Annotated in this window: 19 protein-coding genes; 10 read left to right on the forward strand and 9 right to left on the reverse strand. The window is 69.2% G+C overall.

The features are described 5' to 3' along the window. The first annotated feature begins 173 nt into the window (after positions 1-173). From nfi to GGR16_RS15380, 3 genes are all read left to right on the forward strand, one after another. A complete protein-coding gene (nfi, locus tag GGR16_RS15370) occupies positions 174-836 on the forward strand; it encodes a deoxyribonuclease V (protein ID WP_183317125.1) in 663 nt (220 codons plus the stop codon). Positions 837-980: 144 nt separating this feature from the next. Continuing rightward, positions 981-2,000 carry a MaoC family dehydratase gene (locus GGR16_RS15375; RefSeq protein WP_183317126.1) on the forward strand — a complete coding sequence of 340 codons (1,020 nt, stop codon included), beginning with the start codon at positions 981-983 and terminating at the stop codon, positions 1,998-2,000. 108 nt (positions 2,001-2,108) lie between these two features. Continuing rightward, positions 2,109-4,421 (forward strand): mechanosensitive ion channel domain-containing protein, encoded by a 2,313-nt coding sequence (locus GGR16_RS15380; protein WP_183317127.1) that lies wholly within the window; start codon positions 2,109-2,111, stop codon positions 4,419-4,421. 3 nt (positions 4,422-4,424) lie between these two features. On the opposite strand, the gene GGR16_RS15385 is transcribed toward GGR16_RS15380, so the two are convergent. The 4 genes from GGR16_RS15385 to petA form a co-directional block, all read right to left on the reverse strand. Next, on the reverse strand, positions 4,425-4,964 hold the full coding sequence (locus GGR16_RS15385) for an adenine phosphoribosyltransferase (protein WP_019400333.1): 540 nt from the start codon (positions 4,962-4,964) through the stop codon (positions 4,425-4,427). Positions 4,965-5,092: 128 nt separating this feature from the next. Continuing rightward, positions 5,093-5,962 (reverse strand): cytochrome c1, encoded by an 870-nt coding sequence (locus GGR16_RS15390; protein ID WP_019400332.1) that lies wholly within the window; start codon positions 5,960-5,962, stop codon positions 5,093-5,095. Between the two features lie 43 nt (positions 5,963-6,005). Next, positions 6,006-7,289 (reverse strand): cytochrome b, encoded by a 1,284-nt coding sequence (locus GGR16_RS15395; RefSeq protein WP_026014797.1) that lies wholly within the window; start codon positions 7,287-7,289, stop codon positions 6,006-6,008. A 55-nt stretch (positions 7,290-7,344) separates the two neighbouring features. After that, the gene (gene petA, locus GGR16_RS15400; protein WP_019400330.1) at positions 7,345-7,872 is read right to left on the reverse strand and encodes a ubiquinol-cytochrome c reductase iron-sulfur subunit; all 528 of its coding nucleotides are present in this window, start codon (positions 7,870-7,872) and stop codon (positions 7,345-7,347) included. Between the two features lie 277 nt (positions 7,873-8,149). On the opposite strand from petA, the gene GGR16_RS15405 reads away from it, so the two are divergent. The 4 genes from GGR16_RS15405 (at position 8,150) to GGR16_RS15420 (ending at position 12,124) form a co-directional block, all read left to right on the forward strand. Then, complete coding sequence (locus GGR16_RS15405) at positions 8,150-8,647, forward strand: tRNA (cytidine(34)-2'-O)-methyltransferase (protein WP_183317128.1); 498 nt, start codon at positions 8,150-8,152, stop codon at positions 8,645-8,647. 54 nt (positions 8,648-8,701) lie between these two features. Next, positions 8,702-9,613 carry an oxygen-dependent coproporphyrinogen oxidase gene (gene hemF, locus GGR16_RS15410; protein ID WP_183317129.1) on the forward strand — a complete coding sequence of 304 codons (912 nt, stop codon included), beginning with the start codon at positions 8,702-8,704 and terminating at the stop codon, positions 9,611-9,613. Positions 9,614-9,716: 103 nt separating this feature from the next. After that, positions 9,717-9,935, forward strand: coding sequence for a YodC family protein (locus tag GGR16_RS15415; RefSeq protein WP_183317130.1), 219 nt, complete (start codon positions 9,717-9,719; stop codon positions 9,933-9,935). Between the two features lie 224 nt (positions 9,936-10,159). Continuing rightward, positions 10,160-12,124: an ATP-dependent nuclease gene (locus tag GGR16_RS15420; protein WP_210289575.1), complete on the forward strand. Its 1,965-nt coding sequence runs from the start codon at positions 10,160-10,162 to the stop codon at positions 12,122-12,124. 211 nt (positions 12,125-12,335) lie between these two features. Here GGR16_RS15420 and GGR16_RS15425 read toward each other — a convergent pair whose 3' ends face one another. From GGR16_RS15425 to GGR16_RS15445, 5 genes are all read right to left on the reverse strand, one after another. Continuing rightward, positions 12,336-12,605, reverse strand: coding sequence for a hypothetical protein (locus tag GGR16_RS15425; protein WP_055457564.1), 270 nt, complete (start codon positions 12,603-12,605; stop codon positions 12,336-12,338). Positions 12,606-12,695: 90 nt separating this feature from the next. Next, a complete protein-coding gene (locus GGR16_RS15430; protein WP_183317131.1) occupies positions 12,696-13,949 on the reverse strand; it encodes a CCA tRNA nucleotidyltransferase in 1,254 nt (417 codons plus the stop codon). Then, the gene (locus GGR16_RS15435; protein WP_019400321.1) at positions 13,946-14,203 is read right to left on the reverse strand and encodes a DUF6111 family protein; all 258 of its coding nucleotides are present in this window, start codon (positions 14,201-14,203) and stop codon (positions 13,946-13,948) included. The genes GGR16_RS15430 and GGR16_RS15435 overlap by 4 nt, the downstream gene beginning before the upstream one ends. Further along, complete coding sequence (locus tag GGR16_RS15440) at positions 14,200-14,826, reverse strand: CoA pyrophosphatase (RefSeq protein WP_183317132.1); 627 nt, start codon at positions 14,824-14,826, stop codon at positions 14,200-14,202. Before GGR16_RS15440 ends, GGR16_RS15435 begins: the two co-directional genes overlap by 4 nt. A gap of 59 nt (positions 14,827-14,885) precedes the next feature. Beyond that, complete coding sequence (locus tag GGR16_RS15445; protein WP_183317133.1) at positions 14,886-15,527, reverse strand: DUF1285 domain-containing protein; 642 nt, start codon at positions 15,525-15,527, stop codon at positions 14,886-14,888. Positions 15,528-15,714: 187 nt separating this feature from the next. Between GGR16_RS15445 and GGR16_RS15450 the strand changes: the two genes are divergently transcribed. Genes GGR16_RS15450 through GGR16_RS15460 form a run of 3 tightly spaced genes read left to right on the forward strand, consistent with a single transcriptional unit; the run spans position 15,715 to position 20,544 of the window. Next, positions 15,715-16,740 carry an AAA family ATPase gene (locus GGR16_RS15450; protein WP_019400318.1) on the forward strand — a complete coding sequence of 342 codons (1,026 nt, stop codon included), beginning with the start codon at positions 15,715-15,717 and terminating at the stop codon, positions 16,738-16,740. Positions 16,741-16,748: 8 nt separating this feature from the next. Further along, entirely contained in the window at positions 16,749-17,690 is a 942-nt protein-coding gene (locus tag GGR16_RS15455; protein WP_019400317.1) for a DUF58 domain-containing protein, read from the forward strand. A 1-nt stretch (position 17,691) separates the two neighbouring features. Then, the gene (locus GGR16_RS15460) at positions 17,692-20,544 is read left to right on the forward strand and encodes a DUF4159 domain-containing protein (RefSeq protein ID WP_183317134.1); all 2,853 of its coding nucleotides are present in this window, start codon (positions 17,692-17,694) and stop codon (positions 20,542-20,544) included. Positions 20,545-20,547 lie beyond the last annotated feature (3 nt).

Genomic DNA, 20,547 nt, shown 5'->3' on the forward strand with positions numbered 1-20,547 from the left:
ACCAGCCCATGAATCGGCCGAAGGCACCTATCACCCAAGGTGAATAAGCCCCGGATCAGCACCGCAGCGTTTCATGCTGCAGTGCATCCGGGGCACGAGGTCCATCGGGGAGGGCATGGCCGGCTCGTCCCGCCCCCGTTGCAGCGCACGTCCCCGCCTGCCATGAAGGGGCCATGCAACTCCATCCCCGCCATGCCTGGGCCGTGACGCCGCGCGAGGCGATTGCCCTGCAGCAGGACCTCAAGGGTGAGATCGACACCGGCCGCCCGCTCGCCCTGCCCGATGTCCGGCTCGTCGCTGGTGTCGACGTCAGCGTCAAGAACGGCCTCTCGCGCGCCGCCGTCGTCGTCACCCGCCTGCCGGACTTCGCCGTCGTCGAGACGGTGCTCGCCACGCGGCCGACACCCTTCCCCTATGTGCCCGGCCTCCTCAGCTTCCGCGAGGGGCCGGTGCTGGAAGAAGCCTTCGGCAAGCTCGGCACCGAGCCGGACGTCTTCATCTTCGACGGCATGGGCATCGCCCATCCGCGGCGCATCGGCATCGCCAGCCACATGGGCCTGTGGCTCGAGAAGCCGACCATCGGCTGCGGCAAGACGCTGCTCGTCGGCCGCTTCGAGGCGCTCGGGCCGGAGAAGGGCGCCGCCGCACCGCTCGTCGACAAGGGGGAGACGATCGGCGTCGCCCTGCGCACGCGCGGGCGCGTCAGCCCCGTCTTCATCTCCCCGGGCCACCGCATCGACCTTGCGAGCGCCGTCGCCGTGACGCTCGCCGCGACGACACGCTTCCGGCTGCCTGAGCCGATCCGCCTCGCCCATGCCGCCGCCGGCACGCTGTGAGCTAGCGCGGGCGCGTGCATTTGGCCAAGGGCAGAATTGCTCCGGCGCCCGTCGTCGAGGCGCGGCCTTTCCGCTATAGCCCAAGTCGGGGCCCGCTGCCCGGCGCGACCTCGTCCGCCGGGCTTTACGATCGGCGAGGTGTTCATGGCGCTCACCCATTACGAGGATTTCGAACCCGGCATCCGCCTGTCCCTCGGCCCCCGCCGCATCACCATGGACGAGATCGTCGCCTTCGCGCGGCAATACGACCCGCAGCCGATGCACACGGACCCCGAGGCGGCGAAGGAGAGCCTCGCCGGCGGGCTGATCGCCTCGGGCTGGCACAGCTGCGGCATCGTCATGCGCATGATCGCCGACGGCTTCATCCTCGCCTCCACGGGCCAGGGCGCGCCGGGCATCGAGGAAGTGCGCTGGCTGCGGCCGGTGCGGCCGGGCGACGATCTCACGCTCACCGTCGAGGTGCTGGAGCGCCGGCCCCTGCGCAGCAGGCCGGAGATCGGCATGGTCCGCTTCCGCATGGTGCTTGCCAACGGGGCGGGCGAGGACCTGCTGCAGCAGACCAACTGGGTCATGTTCCGGCGCCGCGATCCCGGCCGGGAGGCCGAGGTCCCTGCTTCGACCGCCGCGCGGGGCCACCAGGGCGCGACGCCGGATCTGCCCGAAGCCCGCCCCTCCCCGGACCATGCGCGTTTCCTGGACGATCTCGTGCCCGGCGAGACGGCTTCGCTCGGCACCTATCGGTTCACCCCCGAGGAGATCGTCACCTTCGCGCGCGCTTACGACCCGCAGCCGTTCCATGTCGATGCGGAGGCGGCCCGGCGCTCCCTGTTCGGCGGGCTGTGCGCCTCGGGCTGGCACACGGCCGCCGTGTGGATGAAACTGATGGTGGCGCACTGGGAGCGGCAGCGGCAGGCCGCCCTCTCCCTGCGCTTGCCCGTCCCCAGCCTCGGCCCCTCCCCCGGCTTTCGCGACCTCAAATGGCTGAAGCCGGTCTTCGCCAGCGACGCGCTGACCTATGCGGTGCGCATCGTGGAGGCGCGGCCTTCCGCATCCCGCCCCGGCTGGGGCCTCGTGACCCAGCACAGCACGGCCGTGAACCAGCACGGCGAGCCGGTTTTCGCCTTCACCGGCACCGTGATGTGGCAGCGAGCGCCTGCCGCCTGACGCTGATCGCCATGGCCGGCGTTGAAAGCCAGCCCCCGATGTGGTCCCCTTAAGGCGGCGCAGCCGGCTGCGCATCAGCCTTTCAACAGGGGACCTTCTCCGGGATTCATGAAACATTTCATCGCGCTCGTCTGTCTCTGCCTCGCGTCCTTCCTCACTGCAGCCGGCCCGTCGTCCGCCCAGACGACCCCCGCGCCGGCGGCAAGCACGGGCGAGGCTCCGGCGAACACGAGCGTCGATGCGCTCATCAAGATCCTGGAGGACGATGCCGCCCGCCAAGCGCTGATCGACCGGCTGCGGAGCGCAGCCGCGGAACCCGCGCCGCCGGCCGAGGCGCCGACCTTCGCCCGCTGGCTGGCCGAGCACACGACCCAGGCGACGACCGCCCTCAAGGAGGCGCTCGCCTCCGCCTGGGCCTTCACCGAGCGCCTCGGCGAGGTGCTGGCGGGGACGGCCTCGCTCGACCTGCCCCGGCTGTGGGACGTCATCGCGAGCCTCGGCTCCGTGATGCTCGTCGCCTTCCTGCTGCTCTTCGCCGCGCGGCTGATCACCAACCGCTTCCTCGACAGGACGGCGCTGCGGGCCGAGGGCGCCCCGCTCGTGACGCGCCTCGCCCTCGCGGTCGTCGCGGCGCTGATCGATGCGCTCGCCGTCGTCGTCGCCTGGGGCGCCGGCTATCTCATCGCGCTCCAGCTCGGCAGCGAGGCGGCGCTCAGCTTCGGCGAGACGCTGTTCCTCAATGCGCTCATCGTGCTCGAGCTCGGCAAGGTCGGCCTGCGCTTTCTCCTGGCGCCCCGCCATCCGGCCCTGCGCCCGCTGCCGCTCGACGACACCGACGCCAACTACTGGTACTTCTGGCTGAGCCGCCTCGTCAGCCTCATCGGCTACACCTTCCTGTTCATCGCGCCGCTCGTCGCGGCGACCACCACCTTCGCCGCCGCCCGGTCCGTGCGCGTCATCGTGCTTTTGGCGGCACTCTTCATCGGCATCGCCATCATCCTGCAGAACCGCGACGCCGTGCGTGCCCGCCTGTCGACGACCGGCCGTGAATGGGGCCACGCGACGCGGCAGGTCCTCATCGTCCTCAGCCGCATCTGGCACGTCCTCGCCATCGTCTATCTCACCGCCCTCTTCGCGGCCTGGCTGTCGAACCCCTTCACCGTCCTGCCCTTCATGCTCAAGGCGACGGTGGAGACGGGCATCGCGGTGCTCGTGGGCAGCCTCGTCACGGCCTTCATCACGCGTGCCCTGCGGGGCGGCATGTCCCTGCCGGACGACGTGAAGGCGCGCCTGCCCCTGCTCGAGGCAAGGCTCAACGCCTTCATTCCCTCGGTGCTGCGCGTTGCCCGGACGGTGGTGCTCGTCGTCGTGCTGCTGGCGATCGCCGATGCCTGGGCCGTCCTCGACCTCGGTGCATGGCTCGCGAGCGAGACGGGCCGCAACCTCGTGGGCGCCCTGATCTCCACCTCGCTGGTTCTCGTCATCGGCTGGCTCGTCTACGTCGCCGTGTCGAGCTGGGTGGAATACAGGCTGTCGAACGACTTCGGCCGCGTGCCGAGCGCGCGCGAGCGCACCCTGCTCTCCCTCTTCCGCAACGCCTTCACCATCGTGCTCCTCGTGCTCGTCGGCCTCCTCGCCCTGTCGGAGCTCGGGGTGAACATCGGGCCCCTGCTCGCCGGCGCCGGCGTCATCGGCCTCGCCGTCAGCTTCGGCTCGCAGAAGCTGGTGCAGGACATCATCACCGGCGCCTTCATCCAGATCGAAAACGCCATGAACGAGGGCGACGTGGTCAATCTGGGCTCGGTCTCGGGCGTGGTGGAGAAGCTCACCATTCGCTCCGTCGGCATCCGCGACCTCGACGGCATCTACCACCTCGTGCCGTTCAGCGCCGTGACCACGGTATCGAACTTCATGCGCGGCTTCGCCTTCCACGTCGCCGAGATCGGCGTCGCCTACCGCGAGAACATCCCGCAGGTGAAGGAAGCGATGCAGGAGGCCTTCGACAGGCTGGCCAAGACCGAGCACGGCAACGCCATCATCGGGCCGCTCGACATGCAGGGCGTCACGGGCTTCGATGATTCGGCCGTGAAGGTGCGGGCCCGCATCCGTACCCTCGCCGGCCAGCAGTGGAACGTCGGCCGGGCCTACAACGAAATCCTCAAGGCCGTCTTCGACGAGCGGGACATCGAGATCCCCTACCCGCACATCACCGTCTACATGGGACGCGACAAGAAGGGCAACGCCCCGCCCCTGCACCTCGTGAACGACGGGCCGCGCGACGAGGCCGCCGGCACGGACACGGCCGCAGCCCGGGCGAAGAAGCCGCGGCGGCCGAGACCGGCCCGCCGCCGCCCCGAACGGCTCCCGTACGGGCCGGACATGCCGGCATCCGGCAATGGAGACGATACCGGCAGGCTGTGAGGCTCAGTGGCCCTCGAAGGACATGAGCGTGCGCACGGTGACGCCCATGTCGCGCAGGCGCTTGGCGCCGCCGAGATCCGGCAGGTCGATGACGAAGACGGCCGCGACCACCTCCGCCCCCATCTTGCGCAGCAGCTCCACGGCCGCGGTCGCCGTGCCGCCGGTGGCGATGAGGTCGTCGACGAGGATGACACGCTCGCCGGGCGCGATCGCGTCGCGGTGCATCTCCATCTCGTCGATGCCGTATTCGAGCGAATAGGCGATCGTCACCGTCTCGTGCGGCAGCTTGCCCTTCTTGCGGATGGGCACGAAGCCGGACGCGAGCTGGTGCGCCACCGCCCCGCCGAGGATGAAGCCACGCGCCTCGATGCCCGCGACCTTGTCGATCTTGGAGCCGGGCCACGGCTGCACCAGCTCGTCCACGGCGCGCCGGAAGGCGCGCGCATCGCCGAGCAGGGTCGTGATGTCGCGAAAGAGGATGCCGGGCCTTGGATAGTCCGGGATCGTCCGCACCGCCGCCCTGAGATCGCTGCGCTCGTCCATGTCGCTGTTCCACCGTCCGGTTCGGTCAAGTCATCAACCCGGCCGCCCCGCGCGTCAAGCAGCGCCAGGGCCCACCGGCCAATGAAAAAGGCGCCCGAAGGCGCCTTTCCGTGCGGGAAGCCGGCAGATCAGCCGTGCGCTTCCTCGGCATGGGCGCGGGCCCAGATCTTCTTCTTGGTAAAATAGAGCAGCGCCGCGAAGACGATGAGGAAGATGATGACCTTGAAGCCCATGGCCTTGCGGGCCTCGAGATGCGGCTCGGCCGCCCACATCATGAAGGCCGAGACGTCACGCGAGTACTGGTCGATCGTCTCCGGCACCACCGGGTTGCCGGCCTCGTCCTTCGGGTATTCCACCTGCCCGTCGCTGAGCGGCGGCGGCATGGCGATGGCATGGCCCGGCATGTACTCGTTCCAGTACTGCCCCGGCTGCAGGTTGGTGCCCGCCGGCGCCTCGCGATAGCCGGTCAGCAGCGCGTGGATGTAGTCCACGCCGTGCTCGGCATATTCGAAGAACGGGATGGCATCGACGATGAACAGCGGGAAGCCGCGCTCATAGGTGCGCGCCTTGGCGAGCAGCGAGAAATCCGGCGGATAGGCGCCGCCGTTGGCCGCGCGCGCCGCATTCTCGTTCGGGAACGGCGACGGGAAATGGTCGGCCGGACGGCCGGGACGCTCGAACATGTCGCCCGAGTCGTTCGGCCCGTCCTGGATCTGGTACTCGGCGGCGAGCGCCTTGACCTGGCCCTCGGTGAACTCGGGCCCGCCCGGCTCGGAAAGGTTGCGGAAGGCGACGCGGCTGAGGCCGTGGCAGCTGGCGCAGACCTCGCGATAGACCTTGAAGCCGCGCTGCAGCTGCGCCCGGTCGAAGGTGCCGAAGGGACCGGCGAAGCTCCAGCTCTCGCGCGGCGGCTTCACCTGCTCGGCCGCGGAGGCCGGCACCGCCGCAACGACGGCGGCTGCGAGGAAGCCGGCGATGAGAAGGGTCGTCTTTTTCATGTCGTCATTTCCCCCGCGCCGCAAGGCGCGATCAGCCCCAATCTCAGCCCTTGGAATTCGGCTCGGCACTGGCGCCCGAGGCGAGGCCGACCGGCGCACCGCCGTGCTTGCGCAGCACGTCCTCGGCGATGCTGCCCGGCATGGCACGCGGCTTCTCGATGAGGCCGAGGATGGGCAGGATCACGATGAAGTGCAGGAAGTAGTAGGCGGTCAGCACGCGCGAGGCGATGACATAGCCCCCCTCCGGCGGCTTGGCGCCGAGATAGCCGAGGCCGATGCAGCACAGCACGAAGACCCAGAACAGCTGCTTGTAGAGCGGCCGGTAGGTCGCCGAGCGCACCCGCGAGGTGTCGAGCCACGGCAGGAAGGCGAGCACCGCGATCGCCGCGAACATGGCGATGACGCCGGCGAGCTTGTCCGGGATGGCGCGCAGGATCGCGTAGAACGGCAGGAAGTACCACTCCGGCACGATATGCGCGGGCGTCACCGCCGGGTTCGCCTCGATGTAGTTGTCCGCATGGCCGAGATAGTTCGGGATGTAGAACACGAACCAGGCGAAGAAGACGAAGAAGCAGATGACGGCGAAGAAGTCCTTGATCGTCGCATACGGCGTGAAGGGCACCGTATCCTTCTTCAGGTTCTTGACGTCGAGGCCGGCCGGGTTGTTCTGCCCCACGACGTGCAGGGCCCAGATGTGCAGCGCCACGACGCCGACGATCATGAAGGGCAGCAGGTAGTGCAGCGAGAAGAAGCGGTTCAGCGTCGGGTTGTCGACCGAGTAGCCGCCCCACAGCCAGGTCACGATCGGCTCGCCGACGATGGGCAGCGCCGAGAAGAGGTTCGTGATGACGGTGGCGCCCCAGAAGCTCATCTGCCCCCACGGCAGCACGTAGCCCATGAAGGCGGTGGCCATCATCAGGAGGAAGATGATGACGCCGAGGATCCACAGGATCTCGCGCGGGGCCTTGTAGGAGCCGTAGTAGAGGCCGCGGAAGATGTGGATGTACACCGCGATGAAGAACATCGAGGCGCCGTTGGCGTGCAGGTAGCGCAGCAGCCAGCCGTAGTTCACATCGCGCATGATGTGCTCGATGGACGAGAAGGCCAGCGTCGCATGCGGCGTGTAGTGCATGACGAGCACGATGCCCGTCACGATCTGCGCCACGAGCATGAAGGACAGGATCGCCCCGAACGTCCAGAAGTAGTTCAGGTTGCGCGGCGTCGGGTAGGCGACGAAGGACGAATGGACGAGGCCGACGAGGGGAAGCCGGCTCTCGAACCATTTCGCCACTGCGCTCTTCGGAACGTAGGTGGAATGTCCGCTCATGGTCTTGGGTCGCCTGATGTTGCTCGGTATCGCGGGCGTGATGCTGGTGGGCGCGTCAGCCGATCTGGATCTTCGTGTCGTCCACGAAGGCATAGGGCGGGATCGGCAGATTGGTCGGCGCCGGCCCCTGCCGGATACGCCCGGAGGTGTCGAACACCGAGCCGTGGCACGGGCACAGCCAGCCGTCATAGGCGCCCGCATTGCCGAGCGGGACGCAGCCGAGGTGGGTGCAGTTGCCGTAGACCACGAGCCACTGGGCGTGGCCTTCCTTGACGCGGGCCGAATCGGCTTCCGGATCCGGCAGCGAAGCGACGTTGACGTCCTCCGCCTCCTTGATCTCCTCGGCCGTCCGGTGGCGGACGAAGATGAGCTTGCCGCGCCAGAAGAGCTTGACGATCTGCCCCTCGGCGATCGGCGTGAGGTCGACCTCGACCGGCGCGCCGGCGGCGACGGTCGCCGCATCCGGGTTCATCTGCGCGATGAAGGGCCATGCCACCGCGGCAACACCCACGGCGCCCACGGCGCCGGTCGCGATGAAGAGAAAGTCTCGCCGGGTCGGTTCGGCGGTAGCGGTCTCAGCCACGTTGGCTCCCCAGTCTCACAATCCTGGCTCGACGTTTCGCCGCCGCGATGGTCCCCGCCGCCCCCCGCACGAGGCAGGATCCAGCGAAAACCGTCGATCATGGCGGCGCGCCGACTTCAAAGCACGGACGCGACAGCCCCGCAATGCGACCGGGAGTCGCCGCGCGGCGGCTGTTTGGCATGGTTCCAGAACCATGTCCATACTTTCGGCAGACAAAGCCGTGCGCTACGTGCATTGCCCGGCCATCCGGCCTCATGCCCTCGAACCTGACGCCTCCATGCCCCCGCTGCGCCTTGCCCTCTACCAGCCCGACATTCCGCAGAACACCGGCACCATGGTCCGGCTCTCGGCCTGCCTCGGCGTCGCCGTCGACATCATCGAGCCGGCGGGCTTTCCCGTGTCCGACAGGGCGTTCCGCCGGGCGGGCATGGATTATCTCGATGCGGTCGAGATCGTCCGGCACGCGAGCTGGCGCGCCTTCGCGGCCGATCGCGCCGCCTCGGGCCGCCGCCTCGTGCTCGCGACGACGCGCTCGGCTTTGCCCTATCACGCCTTCTCCTTCGCGCCCGGCGACGTCGTCCTGATGGGGCGGGAATCGGCCGGCGTGCCGGAGGAGGTGCACGAAGCCGCCGATGTGCGCATCCTCGTGCCCATGCGGCCCGGCCTGCGCTCGCTCAATGTCGCCGTCACGGCCGCGATGATCCTCGGCGAGGCCCTGCGCCAGTTGGACGCCTTTCCCGGCGGCTGGGAGGCTTCTACACCGGCGGGCAGCTGAACGCTCCCCAGCCGCATGCCGCACCACGCACCAGGAGCCGAGGAAGGACAAGCCATGACCGACGCCCCGCCCATCGATCCCGCCCTGATCGCGCGCCTCAAGGACGAGGCCGGCACCTGGTTCGCGGCGCTGCGCGACGCCATCTGCGCTGATTTCGAGGCGATCGAGGACGAGGCGCCGGGCCCGTTCTTCCCCGAGGCCGGCGGGCCGGGCCGCTTCGAGCGCACGCCCTGGCAGCGCACCGACCACAGCGGCGCGCCGGGCGGCGGCGGCACCATGGCGATGATGCGCGGCCGCGTCTTCGAGAAGGTCGGCGTGCACGTCTCGACGGTCTTCGGCGAATTCGCGCCCGAGTTCCGCGGCCAGATCCCCGGCTCGGCCGAGGACCCGCGCTTCTTCGCCACCGGCATCTCGCTCATCGCCCATCCCTGGAACCCGAACGTGCCGACGGTGCACATGAACACGCGCTTCGTCGTCACCACGAAGCCGTGGTTCGGCGGCGGGGCGGACCTGACGCCGGTGCTGGAGCGCCGGCGCGGCCAGGAGGACACGGACGCCGTGGCCTTCCACGCCGCCATGCGCGGCGCCTGCGAGGCCCATGCCGCCGTCGCGCCCTACGACAGATACAAGGCCTGGTGCGACGAGTACTTCTTCCTCAAGCACCGCAACGAGCCGCGCGGCATCGGCGGCATCTTCTACGACTATCACTGGTCGGGAGACCCGGCAGCGGACCTCGCCTTCACCCGCGCCGTTGGCGAAGCGTTTCGCGAGGTCTACGGCCGCATCGTGCGCGACAACTGGACGACGCCCTGGACCGACGAGGACCGGCACGAGCAGCAGGTGCGCCGCGGCCGCTATGTCGAGTTCAACCTGCTCTACGACCGCGGCACCATCTTCGGCCTGAAGACCGGCGGCAACGTCGCCTCCATCCTCTCCTCCATGCCGCCGACGGTGCGCTGGCCCTGAGCCGGTAAAACGGCCTGCCTGCCCGACATCCGGAGCCGGCAATCATCACGCCTGTCACGCACGGGGGCTAGCCTCGCAGGATCCCCTATCAAAGGAGCCTGCCATGAAGTTCTCGCCCGGCGATGTCGTGATGCTCAAGTCCGGCAGCGTGCCGCTCACCGTCGTCGCCGCCACCGAGGAGGGCATCGCCCTCACCTGGTACGCCGACACCGAGGAAACCTTCCACTCCGCCATCCTGCCAGCCGACTGCCTCGTCACGACCGCGCATGAGGTGGATGAGGAGGATGGGGGTGATGGGGAAGGTTTTGGCGGTGTGGAGTAGCGGTTTGGTTGGAATCTCGGCCTCGATGGAAGCGCGAAGCCAAACGCGGACGCATGGAATGAAGGCAATGCACCGGAAGCCCCCTTTGCCGAGGCGCGCCGGGGCAGTCCAGCTGCTTTTGGGAACACGTGGGCAAAAGCTGCCATTGAGCGCGACTGAAGCGTTGGCCCCATTGGCGACATGCCAAGTTCGGTTTATGTCATAGTCATTGGGGGGACGTCTGCTTGAGCGATACAGAATCCGAACGCGACGCCATCGCTAGTCCGGTCACGGAAATAGCGGTTGAAAGCCTTGAGGCTGGCACGCCACAGCCGGCATCGAGCGACGTACAAGTACTTAAGGACGCGGGTGACCTTACTAGCGCTGTTGGGTTCGTCAGCGATATTCCTGAGGCAGACGATGAGGCGGCGATCCGTGATGGACAGCCTGCGCTAGGCCTCACCGATACCCGCTCTAACCGTGCCCGTCGTTGGACCCGACTCGACTCGATTACGGTCCGCAACTTCAAGGCCACACAGGAGGCCGTAATCCCGCTCGGCCAAGTGACGATCTTGGTCGGTCCCAATGGCTCGGGTAAATCCTCGGTTCTTCAGGCTGTGCACTGGGCCGCGCGTGCAGCGAGCTACGTTGCGCCCAAGAACACGAAGGAGATGATCTCCTTCGAGCGCCTCGACTACGTTCCTTCCAGCGAACCGCTGCGTACGGCGCACAAGAGCGAACTAAAGACGGATTCGACTTCTACGCCAGTTGAGGTCGTGTTCGCGCACGTTCCGGTGGGGGAGGAACGAGCCCATGCCACAGTCAAAATCCGCGCGGCGCGAAATCGCGGGGGCATCACGGCGTACATGGAGGGCGGGAATGCAGTCACGCCCTACAAACAGCGCTTCCAGTTCATCACCGCCTACATTCCGGGGCTTGCGGGCCTCTCCGAACGAGAGAGCATCCTCGCCCAGCCGTCTCTTCGCAGACAGGCAGCAAGCGGAGACGCCGGCGGCGTTATGCGGAACATCCTACTGAACCTTCGCAGCCGTCGCGTGAACGAGACCGACGAACTCGGTGGCATAGCCCGCCTCAAGCGGCTCAACGAGTATGTCGGCACGGTCCATCCTGGGATCAGCGTGAACGTGTCATTCGATGAACGTGAAGATTATCACATCTCCGCAACTTACTCATCGCCCGGCCTTGGCAATCAGGATCGGCCTTTGGAAACCGCGGCCACTGGGTTGCTGCAGGTAATCCAGATCTTCGCATACCTGATCCTCTTCGAGCCGAAGATTATGCTGATCGACGAGCCTGATGCCCATCTGCATCCCGACAAGCAGGAGCGGTTGATCGAAACCTTGGAACTAGCGGCGGCGGAGACCGAGACTCAGATTATCCTGACTACCCATAGCCCCCATATTGCCCGTGGGGCGAGTCCGTCCGCCAAGCTGGTATGGATGAATGAAGGGAAGGTCGAAACCGACGACGGGGAGGCAATCCGCCGTCTACTAGGCTGGGGCGGTCTCGACAAGTCCGCGTTGTTTTTTGTTGAAGATCAGGACGATACGGCGCTTCGCGCGATCCTCCGTCAGTGGCCGGAGCTGTCGAGGCAACTGGCCGTTTGTCGTTGCTTCGGTATTGATAATCTTCCCAAGGACAAGCTCCTGAGCGGACTGCTCGTCGACGGGCAGCTCAAGATAAAGGCCGTCATCCACCGCGACGGTGACTTTATGAATGCCGATGAAGCGCAGATGTGGTCTGAGCGCTTCAAGACCGAAGGTACGTTCCCTTGGGTGACATCCGGTTGCGACGTGGAGGCATATTTCTGTACCGCGTCACACCTTGCGGCACTCTACGGGGTGACGCTGGATGTCGCCGAAGGCTGGAGGACTGCCGCAGCGGCTAAGGTCGGGCAAGCGAAGGACACCTTCTTCTCGAAGCGTAAATTGGTGAACCGCGAATTGTATCCGGACGGCGGATCGCCAAACTCGGAGATCCTATGGAATGCTGCTGGCGGAGCAGGCCCGAACACCGTAAAAGGCAAGAAATTGCTCGCGGCGCTCAAGGGGATCATCAAGGCCGACGGGCACGATGACAAGCTCCTTGACGCCTACCGCATCTCAAACAACCATGAAGTCGCTGCAGATTTGCGTGTTTTGCTCGAGGCTTGTCTTTCGCCACAGCAGTCATCTATCGATATGCCTTAATTTGGGGAATCGCAAGCCGGCGGCCGTCTAGTTTATAGTTCGAACGAAGATCAGATGGCCGGTTTCGGAACGGTGCTGCGGTAAGTTGGACGGCGAAGATGCGGCACAAAGCGGTCATCCATACCTTGGCCCACATAGGCCACCTTCGGGCCATGCCGAATTCAAAAAAGACATCACCCCGCATCTCCGATCGACCGTCCCCCCGCCCCCCTCAATCCGCGCTCGGCAGCCTGCGCATCGTAAATTCGATGCGGCCGTCGCCGAGGTCGCGCCAGCTCTCGACCTCGGTCATGTAGGCCGCCTTCGGGAAGCGGCGGAACCATTCGCGCGCCTTGGCCCGGGCGGCCTCGCGTTCCAGCACGAAGGTCTCGCGCCGCCAGGTGGCGCCGGTGTCGTCGCCCGCGCGGCCTGACTGCGCCTTGTCGCGCCGTTGCGCCAGGCGCTCGGCCACATCCGCCGGTCCCCGCCCTGCCCGTGCCATCGCGATCCCTCTCAGAGAGCGTCGGCAAGCGATGCCGGCAAGTGATGCCAGCGGGTCGATGCTAGAGCAGGAAGGCGGGCGAGGGAACGGTCAGCCGGCTCGCCCGGCGGCAACCGCCTGTTGCAGGATGCGCTCCAGCGCTGCGGCGTCTGCCGGGCAGTCCTCGTCGAGCCAGCGCTCCCGCGCGGCCGCAAGGACGGCGCCGACCCGCGGACCCTTCGGCACGCCGGCGGCGACGACTTCCTCGCCCGACAGGGGGAAGACCGGCACGATTGCCTCGCCGCGCGCCACGGCAGCGAGGAAGTCGCGACCGCGAGTGTCGATATCCGCCTGCAGCGCGGCCGCCGCGAAGGCGGCGGCGACGATCTCGGGCGCGAAGAACAGGGCGAGCGCCCTCAGATCGCGCAGGCTCCAGGGGCCGGCGGTGCCGTTGAGGCGTTCGACAAGCGCCGCGAAGGCGTGGATGCGCCGCGTCTCGACATTGGACAGCCGCAGCCGGTCGCGCAGGCGGGCCGCATCCTCCGGGATGTCGGTGCCGAGCGCCGCGAGCCGCAGCACCGGGTCCGGCCTGCGGCCGAAGGCGGCCTCCCAGGCGACGAGCCGCGCGAGGCGAATATCGTGCGTCACGCCGGCGAAGATGCGCTGCAGGAGGCCGGCATCGATCATGATGCGGCAGGTCTCGAGCGCCCGGGCGGCGCCGAGCAGCTTGGCGATCTCCGTCCGCAGCCGTTCGTGCGACAGAAGGTCGAGCCCGGACCGCGCCCTGACCGCGGCGGTGAAGCCGGCCGCGTCGATATCGCCCGACCCGTAGGCCGCATGGAAGCGGAAGAAGCGCAGGATGCGCAGGTAGTCCTCGGCGATGCGCTGGCCGGGATCGCCGATGAAGCGCACGTGCCGCGCCGCAAGGTCCGTGAGCCCGCCGACGAAGTCGTGCACCTGCCCCGTGCGGTCCGCATAGAGCGCGTTCATCGTGAAGTCGCGCCGGCGCGCATCGGCCGCGAAGTCGCGGCCGAAGGCGACCTTCGCCCGCCGCCCGTCCGTCTCCACGTCCTCGCGCAGGCTCGTCACCTCGAAGGGCGTGCCCTCGACGATGACGGTCACGGTGCCGTGGTCGATGCCCGTCGGCACCACGCGGAACCCCGCCTCCCCCGCCCGCCGCATGGTCTCCTCGGGGGTCGCGGTCGTCGCGCAGTCGACGTCGCTGACCTGCCGGCCGATGAGCACGTCGCGCACGGCCCCGCCGACGATCCAGGTCGTCTCGCCATCGCCGTCGAGCACGGCGAGCAGCCGCTGCAGCGCGGGCCGCGCGACGAGCGCGGCAACGGCCGCCCGGTCGATGGTCATTGGAATTGTCCCGGCACCAGGCGCCCGTCTTCCAGGTGCGTCGGCACATAGGCGCCCGAGTGCCGCTCGGCCGTGATGCCGAGATAGACGAAGGCACCGATCGCCAGCAGCAGCCCGGCGATGACGAGCCACGGCACATGCCCGTCCCACTCGTGCCGGGTGAAGGGATTGCGCCTGCGCAGCAGCAGATAGACCCCGAACAGGAGGAAGGGAACGAAGAAGAGGACCAGTTGCTGGAGGATCGCCCGCGTCATGGACCGTAGAGCCTCTCGTAGAGGTTGCGGATGATGCCGGCCGTCACGCCCCAGATGTAGCGCTCGCCGAAGGGCATGGCGTAATAGTGGCGCAGCGTGCCGCGCCACTCCCGCGAATGACGCTGATGGTTGGCGGCATCCATGAGGAAGTCGAGCGGCACCTCGAAGGCCTCGTCCACCTCCTCCCGGTTCACGGTGAGGGTGAAGCCGGCCGTCACCTGCCCGACCACCGGCACGATGCGATAGCCGGTCGCGGACAGATATTCGTCGAGGTAGCCGAGCGGGCGCACGTGGCCCCGGTCGAGGCCGATCTCCTCCTGCGCCTCGCGCAGCGCCGTCGTCAGCGGCGTCGCGTCCTCCGGGTCCATCTTGCCGCCGGGAAAGGCGATCTGCGCCGAATGCTGGCGCAGGTGCGCCGCCCGCTGGGTGAGGAGCAGGTTGACGCCCGTGGAGCGGGTGACGATGGGCACCAGCACCGCCGCCGGGCGCGCGACATCCGCGGCAACGTCAGGACGGACGCCGGCAAGGTCGTGGTCGCCACGCAGCCGCACCGCCCCGACGGCCCCGTGCGGCTGCGGATAGAGGCGCCGGCGCGCCCGGTCGAGAAACGTCTCTTCGTCCACGAATGTCTCTTGATCCACCAATGTCTCTCGGTCCACGCGAGCCTCGTCGATCGTCGCCGTCACGTCCCGCCGTCCTCTCCATCGTCTGCGGCCGCGATGGCGAAGAAGGCACCGGCCGAGGCGACGCCCATGATCTCTCCGCCCGCGGCATCCGGGCGCACCTCGACGAGATCGGCGAGGTCGAGCGCCAGGGCGCGCGTCAGCCGCGCCCACAGGCCGCCGCGTATATGGACATAAGGCTTCATCCCGCCTTTCGCATCCGTCTCGAACCGCAGGGGATGGTCCGGCCCCGCCTGCACGACGTCGTCGACGTTGGTGCGGAAGGTGAGCACGCGCCCGCCCGCCGCCTCGCTCGCCGCCATCTCGACGGCGAGAAAGGGCACGTCCTCGACCGTGATGCCGACACGCTCCACCGGCGTCACCAGCACGTAGCCCTCCGGGTCGCGCCGCAGGATGGAGGCGAACAGCTTCACGAGGGCCGGCCGGCCGATGGGCGAGCTGCGGTAGTGCCAGGTGCCGTCGGCCGTGATTCGCATGTCGATCATGCCGCAATGCGGCGGGTTCCACTTCTCCACCGGCCGCGCCTTCGCCGCCGGGCCGGCGGAGGCGAAGAGCCCGGCGAGGCCGGACGGCAGGCCCTCGGGCGCAGCCTGGGCCCCGACGCCGGCCCTTCTGCCCGTTTTGCCCCGCTCACCGCTCACGTGTTTGTGTCCTCGCAACCTTGGCAGCCGATTTCGGCGCGCACCGCTTGTAATCTGGTTCGCGGCACTACTATCGCAAGAATGGGCGCGCCAGGGAACCGAAGGCGTCCGCCCTTCAAAGCGGCTTGAATAAGACATGATCACCGATGCAGACTGCTCCGACGGGGGCACAGAAGGAGAGTTGCCGATGACGAGCGGCACCGACCGTACCGCTGTGGCCCAGACGCCGACGACCATCGACGATGCCGTCATCCAGGCGGCCGAGGCGGCCCTCGACCATGTGGCCAAGGCGCGCAGTGCCATCGGCTCCGTCATCTTCGGCCAGGAGCACGTCGTCGAGCTCGCCCTCGTCACGGTGCTCGCCGGCGGGCACGGCCTGCTCGTGGGCGTGCCGGGCCTCGCCAAGACCAAGCTCGTCGAGGCGATGGGCACGGTGCTCGGCCTCGACGGCCAGCGCATCCAGTTCACGCCCGACCTGATGCCCTCGGACATTCTCGGCACCGAGATCCTCGACGAGAGCGCCGACCGGCAGCGCAGCTTCCGCTTCATCAAGGGGCCGATCTTCGCCCAGCTGCTGATGGCGGACGAGATCAACCGCGCGAGCCCGCGCACCCAGTCTGCCCTCCTGCAGGCGATGCAGGAATATCACGTGACGGTGGCCGGCGTGCGCTACGACCTGCCGCGCCCCTTCCATGTGCTCGCGACCCAGAACCCCATCGAGCAGGAGGGCACCTATCCGCTGCCCGAGGCGCAGCTCGACCGCTTCCTCCTCGAGATCGACATCGGCTATCCCGACCGCGACGCGGAGCGCCGCATCGTCCTCGAGACGACGGGCCTCGAGGAGCATCGCCCGACGGCGGCGATGAACGCCGAGGCGCTCATGGGCATCCAGCGCCTCGTGCGCCGCCTGCCGATGGGCGAGAGCGTCCTCGAGGCCATCGTCTCGCTCGTGCGCTCGGGCCGCCCCGGCGAGGGGCCGGACGAGCTGACGCGGGACCTGTCCTGGGGCCCCGGCCCGCGCGCCAGCCAGGCGCTGGCGCTCGCCGTGCGCGCCCGGGCCCTCATCGAGGGGCGCCTCGCACCCTCGCTCGACGACGTGGCGGCCCTCGCCGAGCCGGTGCTGAAGCACCGCATGGCGCTGACCTTCACGGCGCGCGCGGACGGCCGCACCATGCCCGAGGTCATCGCCCGCCTCGTGGAGCGGCTCGGCTAGGAGCGTCCATGGCCCGCGTCCACACCCTCTCCGAGGCCGAGCGCTCCCCCGGTGTTCCGCATGCCCTGGCGGCCCACGAGCTGACGGCCCGGCTGCCGCATCTCGTGCTGGAGGCAAGGCGCGTCGCCGCCTCCGTCAGCCACGGCATCCACGGCCGCCGGCGTGCCGGCCCCGGCGAGAGCTTCTGGCAGTTCCGCCCTTTCATGTCGGGTGAATCGGCGTCGCGGGTCGACTGGCGGCGCTCGGCGCGCGACGGGCGGCTCTACGTGCGCGAGCGCGAATGGGAGGCGGCGCACAGCATCTATCTGTGGGCCGACCGCTCGGCCTCCATGGGCTTTATCTCCTCGCTCGCCGCGCAGTCGAAGGTGGAGCGCGCGCTCGTCCTCACCCTCGCCTTGTCCGAGACCCTCGTCGATGCCGGCGAGCGCGTGGGCCTCATGGGCCTCGTGCCGCCGCGCGCCAGCCGCAACATCGTCGAGCGCTTTGCCGAGCTCATGGCCAAGGACACCACCGGGCACGGCGCCGACCTGCCGGCCGCCGAGGCGCTGCCGCCGCTGAGCGAAGCCGTGCTCGTCAGCGACTTTCTCGTGGAACCGCCCGCCTTCGATGCCGTTGTGGGTCAACTTGCCGCTCGCGGCGCCCGGGGCCATGCGATCATGATCATCGATCCCGTCGAGGAGACCTTCCCGTTCACGGGCCAGGCGGAGCTGGAGGATCCTGAGGCGGGCCTGCGCCTGCGCATCGGCGATGCCGCCCTGTGGGGGGAGGACTACCGCCGCCGCATCGCCATCCACCGCGACGCCATCGGCGCGGCGCTCAAGCGGCGCGGCTGGACGCTGACCCTCCACCACACCGATCGCCCGGCGAGCGAAGCGGCGCTGCGGGTGCTCACCCAGCTCTCGGCCGCGCGCGGCGGCCGCAGCGGCCTCATCGCGGCACGGGGAGGCTGACATGTTCGCCGGCCTCGGCTTCGGAGCCCCCCTCGTCCTCATCGCCCTCGCCGCCCTGCCGGCGATCTGGCTCATCCTGCGCATCACGCCGCCGCAGCCGCGCCGCATTCCCTTCCCGCCGCTGCGCGTCATCGCCGACCTGATGCCCCGGCGCGAAACGCCGGCGCGCACGCCCTGGTGGCTGCTCGCCCTGCGCCTGGCGCTCGCCGCGGCCCTCATCCTCGCCGTCGCCGGGCCCGTGTGGAACCCGATCTCCGGCGGCGTGCCCGCCTCGGGCCCGCTCGTGCTCGCCATCGATAACGGCTTCGCCGCCGCGCGGGACTGGGACGAGCGCACGGCGCTCGCCGAAGAACGCATCATGTCGGCCGAGCGCCAGAACCGGCCCGTGGCCGTCGTCGGCCTCGCCGAGCGGCCGGACACCGTCGAGGCGCTCGCCCCCGGCGCCGCCATGGACCGGCTGCGCGCGCTCGCGCCCCAGCCGCACGTGCCCGACCGCGCGAGCCATCTCGCCACGCTCGGCGCCTTCCTCTCGCAGCATGGTGACGCCGAGATCGCCTGGATCAGCGACGGCATCGCCTTCGGCGCGGACGGCTTTGCGGCCGGCCTCGGCGAGGCGCTCGCCGGACGTACGGGCGCCGTCACCATCTATCGCAACCGCGTGGCCGAGCCGCTGATGATCGCCGGCGCCCACAACGGCCCGAGCGGCATCGAGGTGCGGCTGGTGCGCGCGGGGCCGAACGGCCGCGACACCGGCACATTGCGCGCCCTCGACACCAAGGGCCTGCTCCTCGCCGAGATGCCCTTCAGCTTCCCTGCCGGCGCCAGCGAGACGACGGCGCGCTTCGACCTGCCGGTCGAGCTCAACAATGCCGCGGCGCGGCTCGAGATCGCGGGCGAGACTTCCGCCGGCGCCGTCGGCCTCATCGACGAGAGCGGCAAGCGCCGGCGGGTCGGCCTCGTCTCCGGCGGCACGGTCGACACGGCCCAGCCGCTCCTGGCGCCGACCTATTACGTCTCGCGCGCCCTCGCCCCCTATGCCGAGCTGCGCGAGGCGCGGCGCGGCATCCCCGATCCCGTCGGCGACCTCGTCGACCAGGGCGTCAACGTCCTCGTGCTCGCGGATGTCGGCTCGCTCGACAGCGAGACGGAGGCGAGGCTCGCCCGCTTCGTCGAGGAGGGCGGCCTGCTCATCCGCTTCGCCGGCACGCGCCTCGCCGCGGGCAACGATGAGCTGGTGCCCGTGCGCCTCAGGCGCGGCGGGCGCAGCCTCGGCGGCTCCCTCTCCTGGGATGCGCCGAAGACCTTCGCCCCCTTCCCGGAGGCGAGCCCCTTCGCCGGCCTGCCGGTGCCCGACGAGATCACCGTCTCGCGCCAGATCCTGGCCGAGCCGGACGGCGAGCTCTCGCGCCGCACCTGGGCGGCGCTGGCCGATGGCACGCCGGTCGTCACCGCCGCCGAGCGGGGCGAGGGATTGATCGTGCTCTTCCACGTCACCGCCGATCCGGGCTGGTCGAGCCTGCCGCTCTCCGGCGTCTTCGTCGACATGATGCGGCGCACGATCGCGCTCGCCGGCCGGAGCGTCGCGGCCAACGCCGGCGAAGGGAACAACGGCGCCGACATGGCAGCGCCCCAGCGCACGCTCGACGGCTTCGGCATCTGGCGCTCGCCGCCGGCGACGGCCAAGCCCATCCCCCGCAACCACACCGGCCGCGCCACGCTCGACCACCCGCCCGGCTTCTACGGGCCGAGCGAGGCGAGCATCGCGCTCAACACGCTCCTGCCCGACGACCGACCGACGGCGCTCGACTACGGGCCGCTCGCCAGCAGCCTCGTTCCCATCGAGCGGGCCGCGACCGTCGACCTGAGGCCGTCTCTTCTCCTTATCGCGGCGCTCCTCCTCATCGCCGACACCATCGCCTCGCTCCTCCTTGGGGGGCATCTCGGGGGACTCGGCGGCTTGCGCCGGCGCCCGAGGCCGCGCGGCGCCACCGCGGCGATCCTTGCCCTCGCCACCCTCGCCGCCATTGCCCTGCCGGCCGGACAGGTGCGCGCCCAGGGGGCGACGGGAGAAGCGCCGCAGGAGACCGCACGCGAGCTGCCGCCGATCTCGGCCGAAGAGGTGGAGCGCGCGGCGATCACCCGCCTCGCCTACGTCGTCACCGGCAATGCCGACATCGACGGCACGAGCCGCGCCGGGCTCGACGGCCTGACGCGCGCCCTCGTCATGCGCACCGCGCTGGAGCCGGGCGAGCCCGTGGGCGTCGACGTGGAGCGCGACGAGCTCGCCTTCTATCCCCTGCTCTACTGGCCGGTGGTGGCGGGCAATGCGCTGCCTTCGCCGGCGGCGCTGCGCCGGCTCGACGCCTACATGAAGGGCGGCGGCACCGTCATCTTCGACACCCGCGACGCCATGGCGCTGCGCTTCGACGGCGCGGTGACGCCGGAGGGGCAGCAGCTGCGCCGCATGCTCGCGACGCTCGACATTCCCGAGCTCGAGCCGGTGCCGCGCGACCATGTGCTGAGCCGGGCTTTCTACATCCTCGACTATTTCCCGGGCCGCTACGCCACGGGCGAGACCTGGGTGGAGGCGCTGCCGCCGGAGGACGAGGCGAGCCGCCGCCCGGCACGCGCCGGCGACGGCGTGAGCCCGCTCATCATCACCAGCAACGACCTGGCCGCGGCCTGGGCCGTCGGCGGCCGGGGCGAGCCGCTGTTTCCCGTCGTCGGCCCCGATCCGCGCCAGCGCGAGATCGCCTATCGCGTCGGCATCAACATCACGATGTATGCGCTGACCGGCAACTACAAGGCCGACCAGGTGCATGTCCCGGCGCTGCTCGAGCGGCTGGGGCAATAGGGT

It is taken from the genome of Chelatococcus caeni, from assembly GCF_014196925.1.
GTDB lineage: Bacteria > Pseudomonadota > Alphaproteobacteria > Rhizobiales > Beijerinckiaceae > Chelatococcus_A > Chelatococcus_A caeni.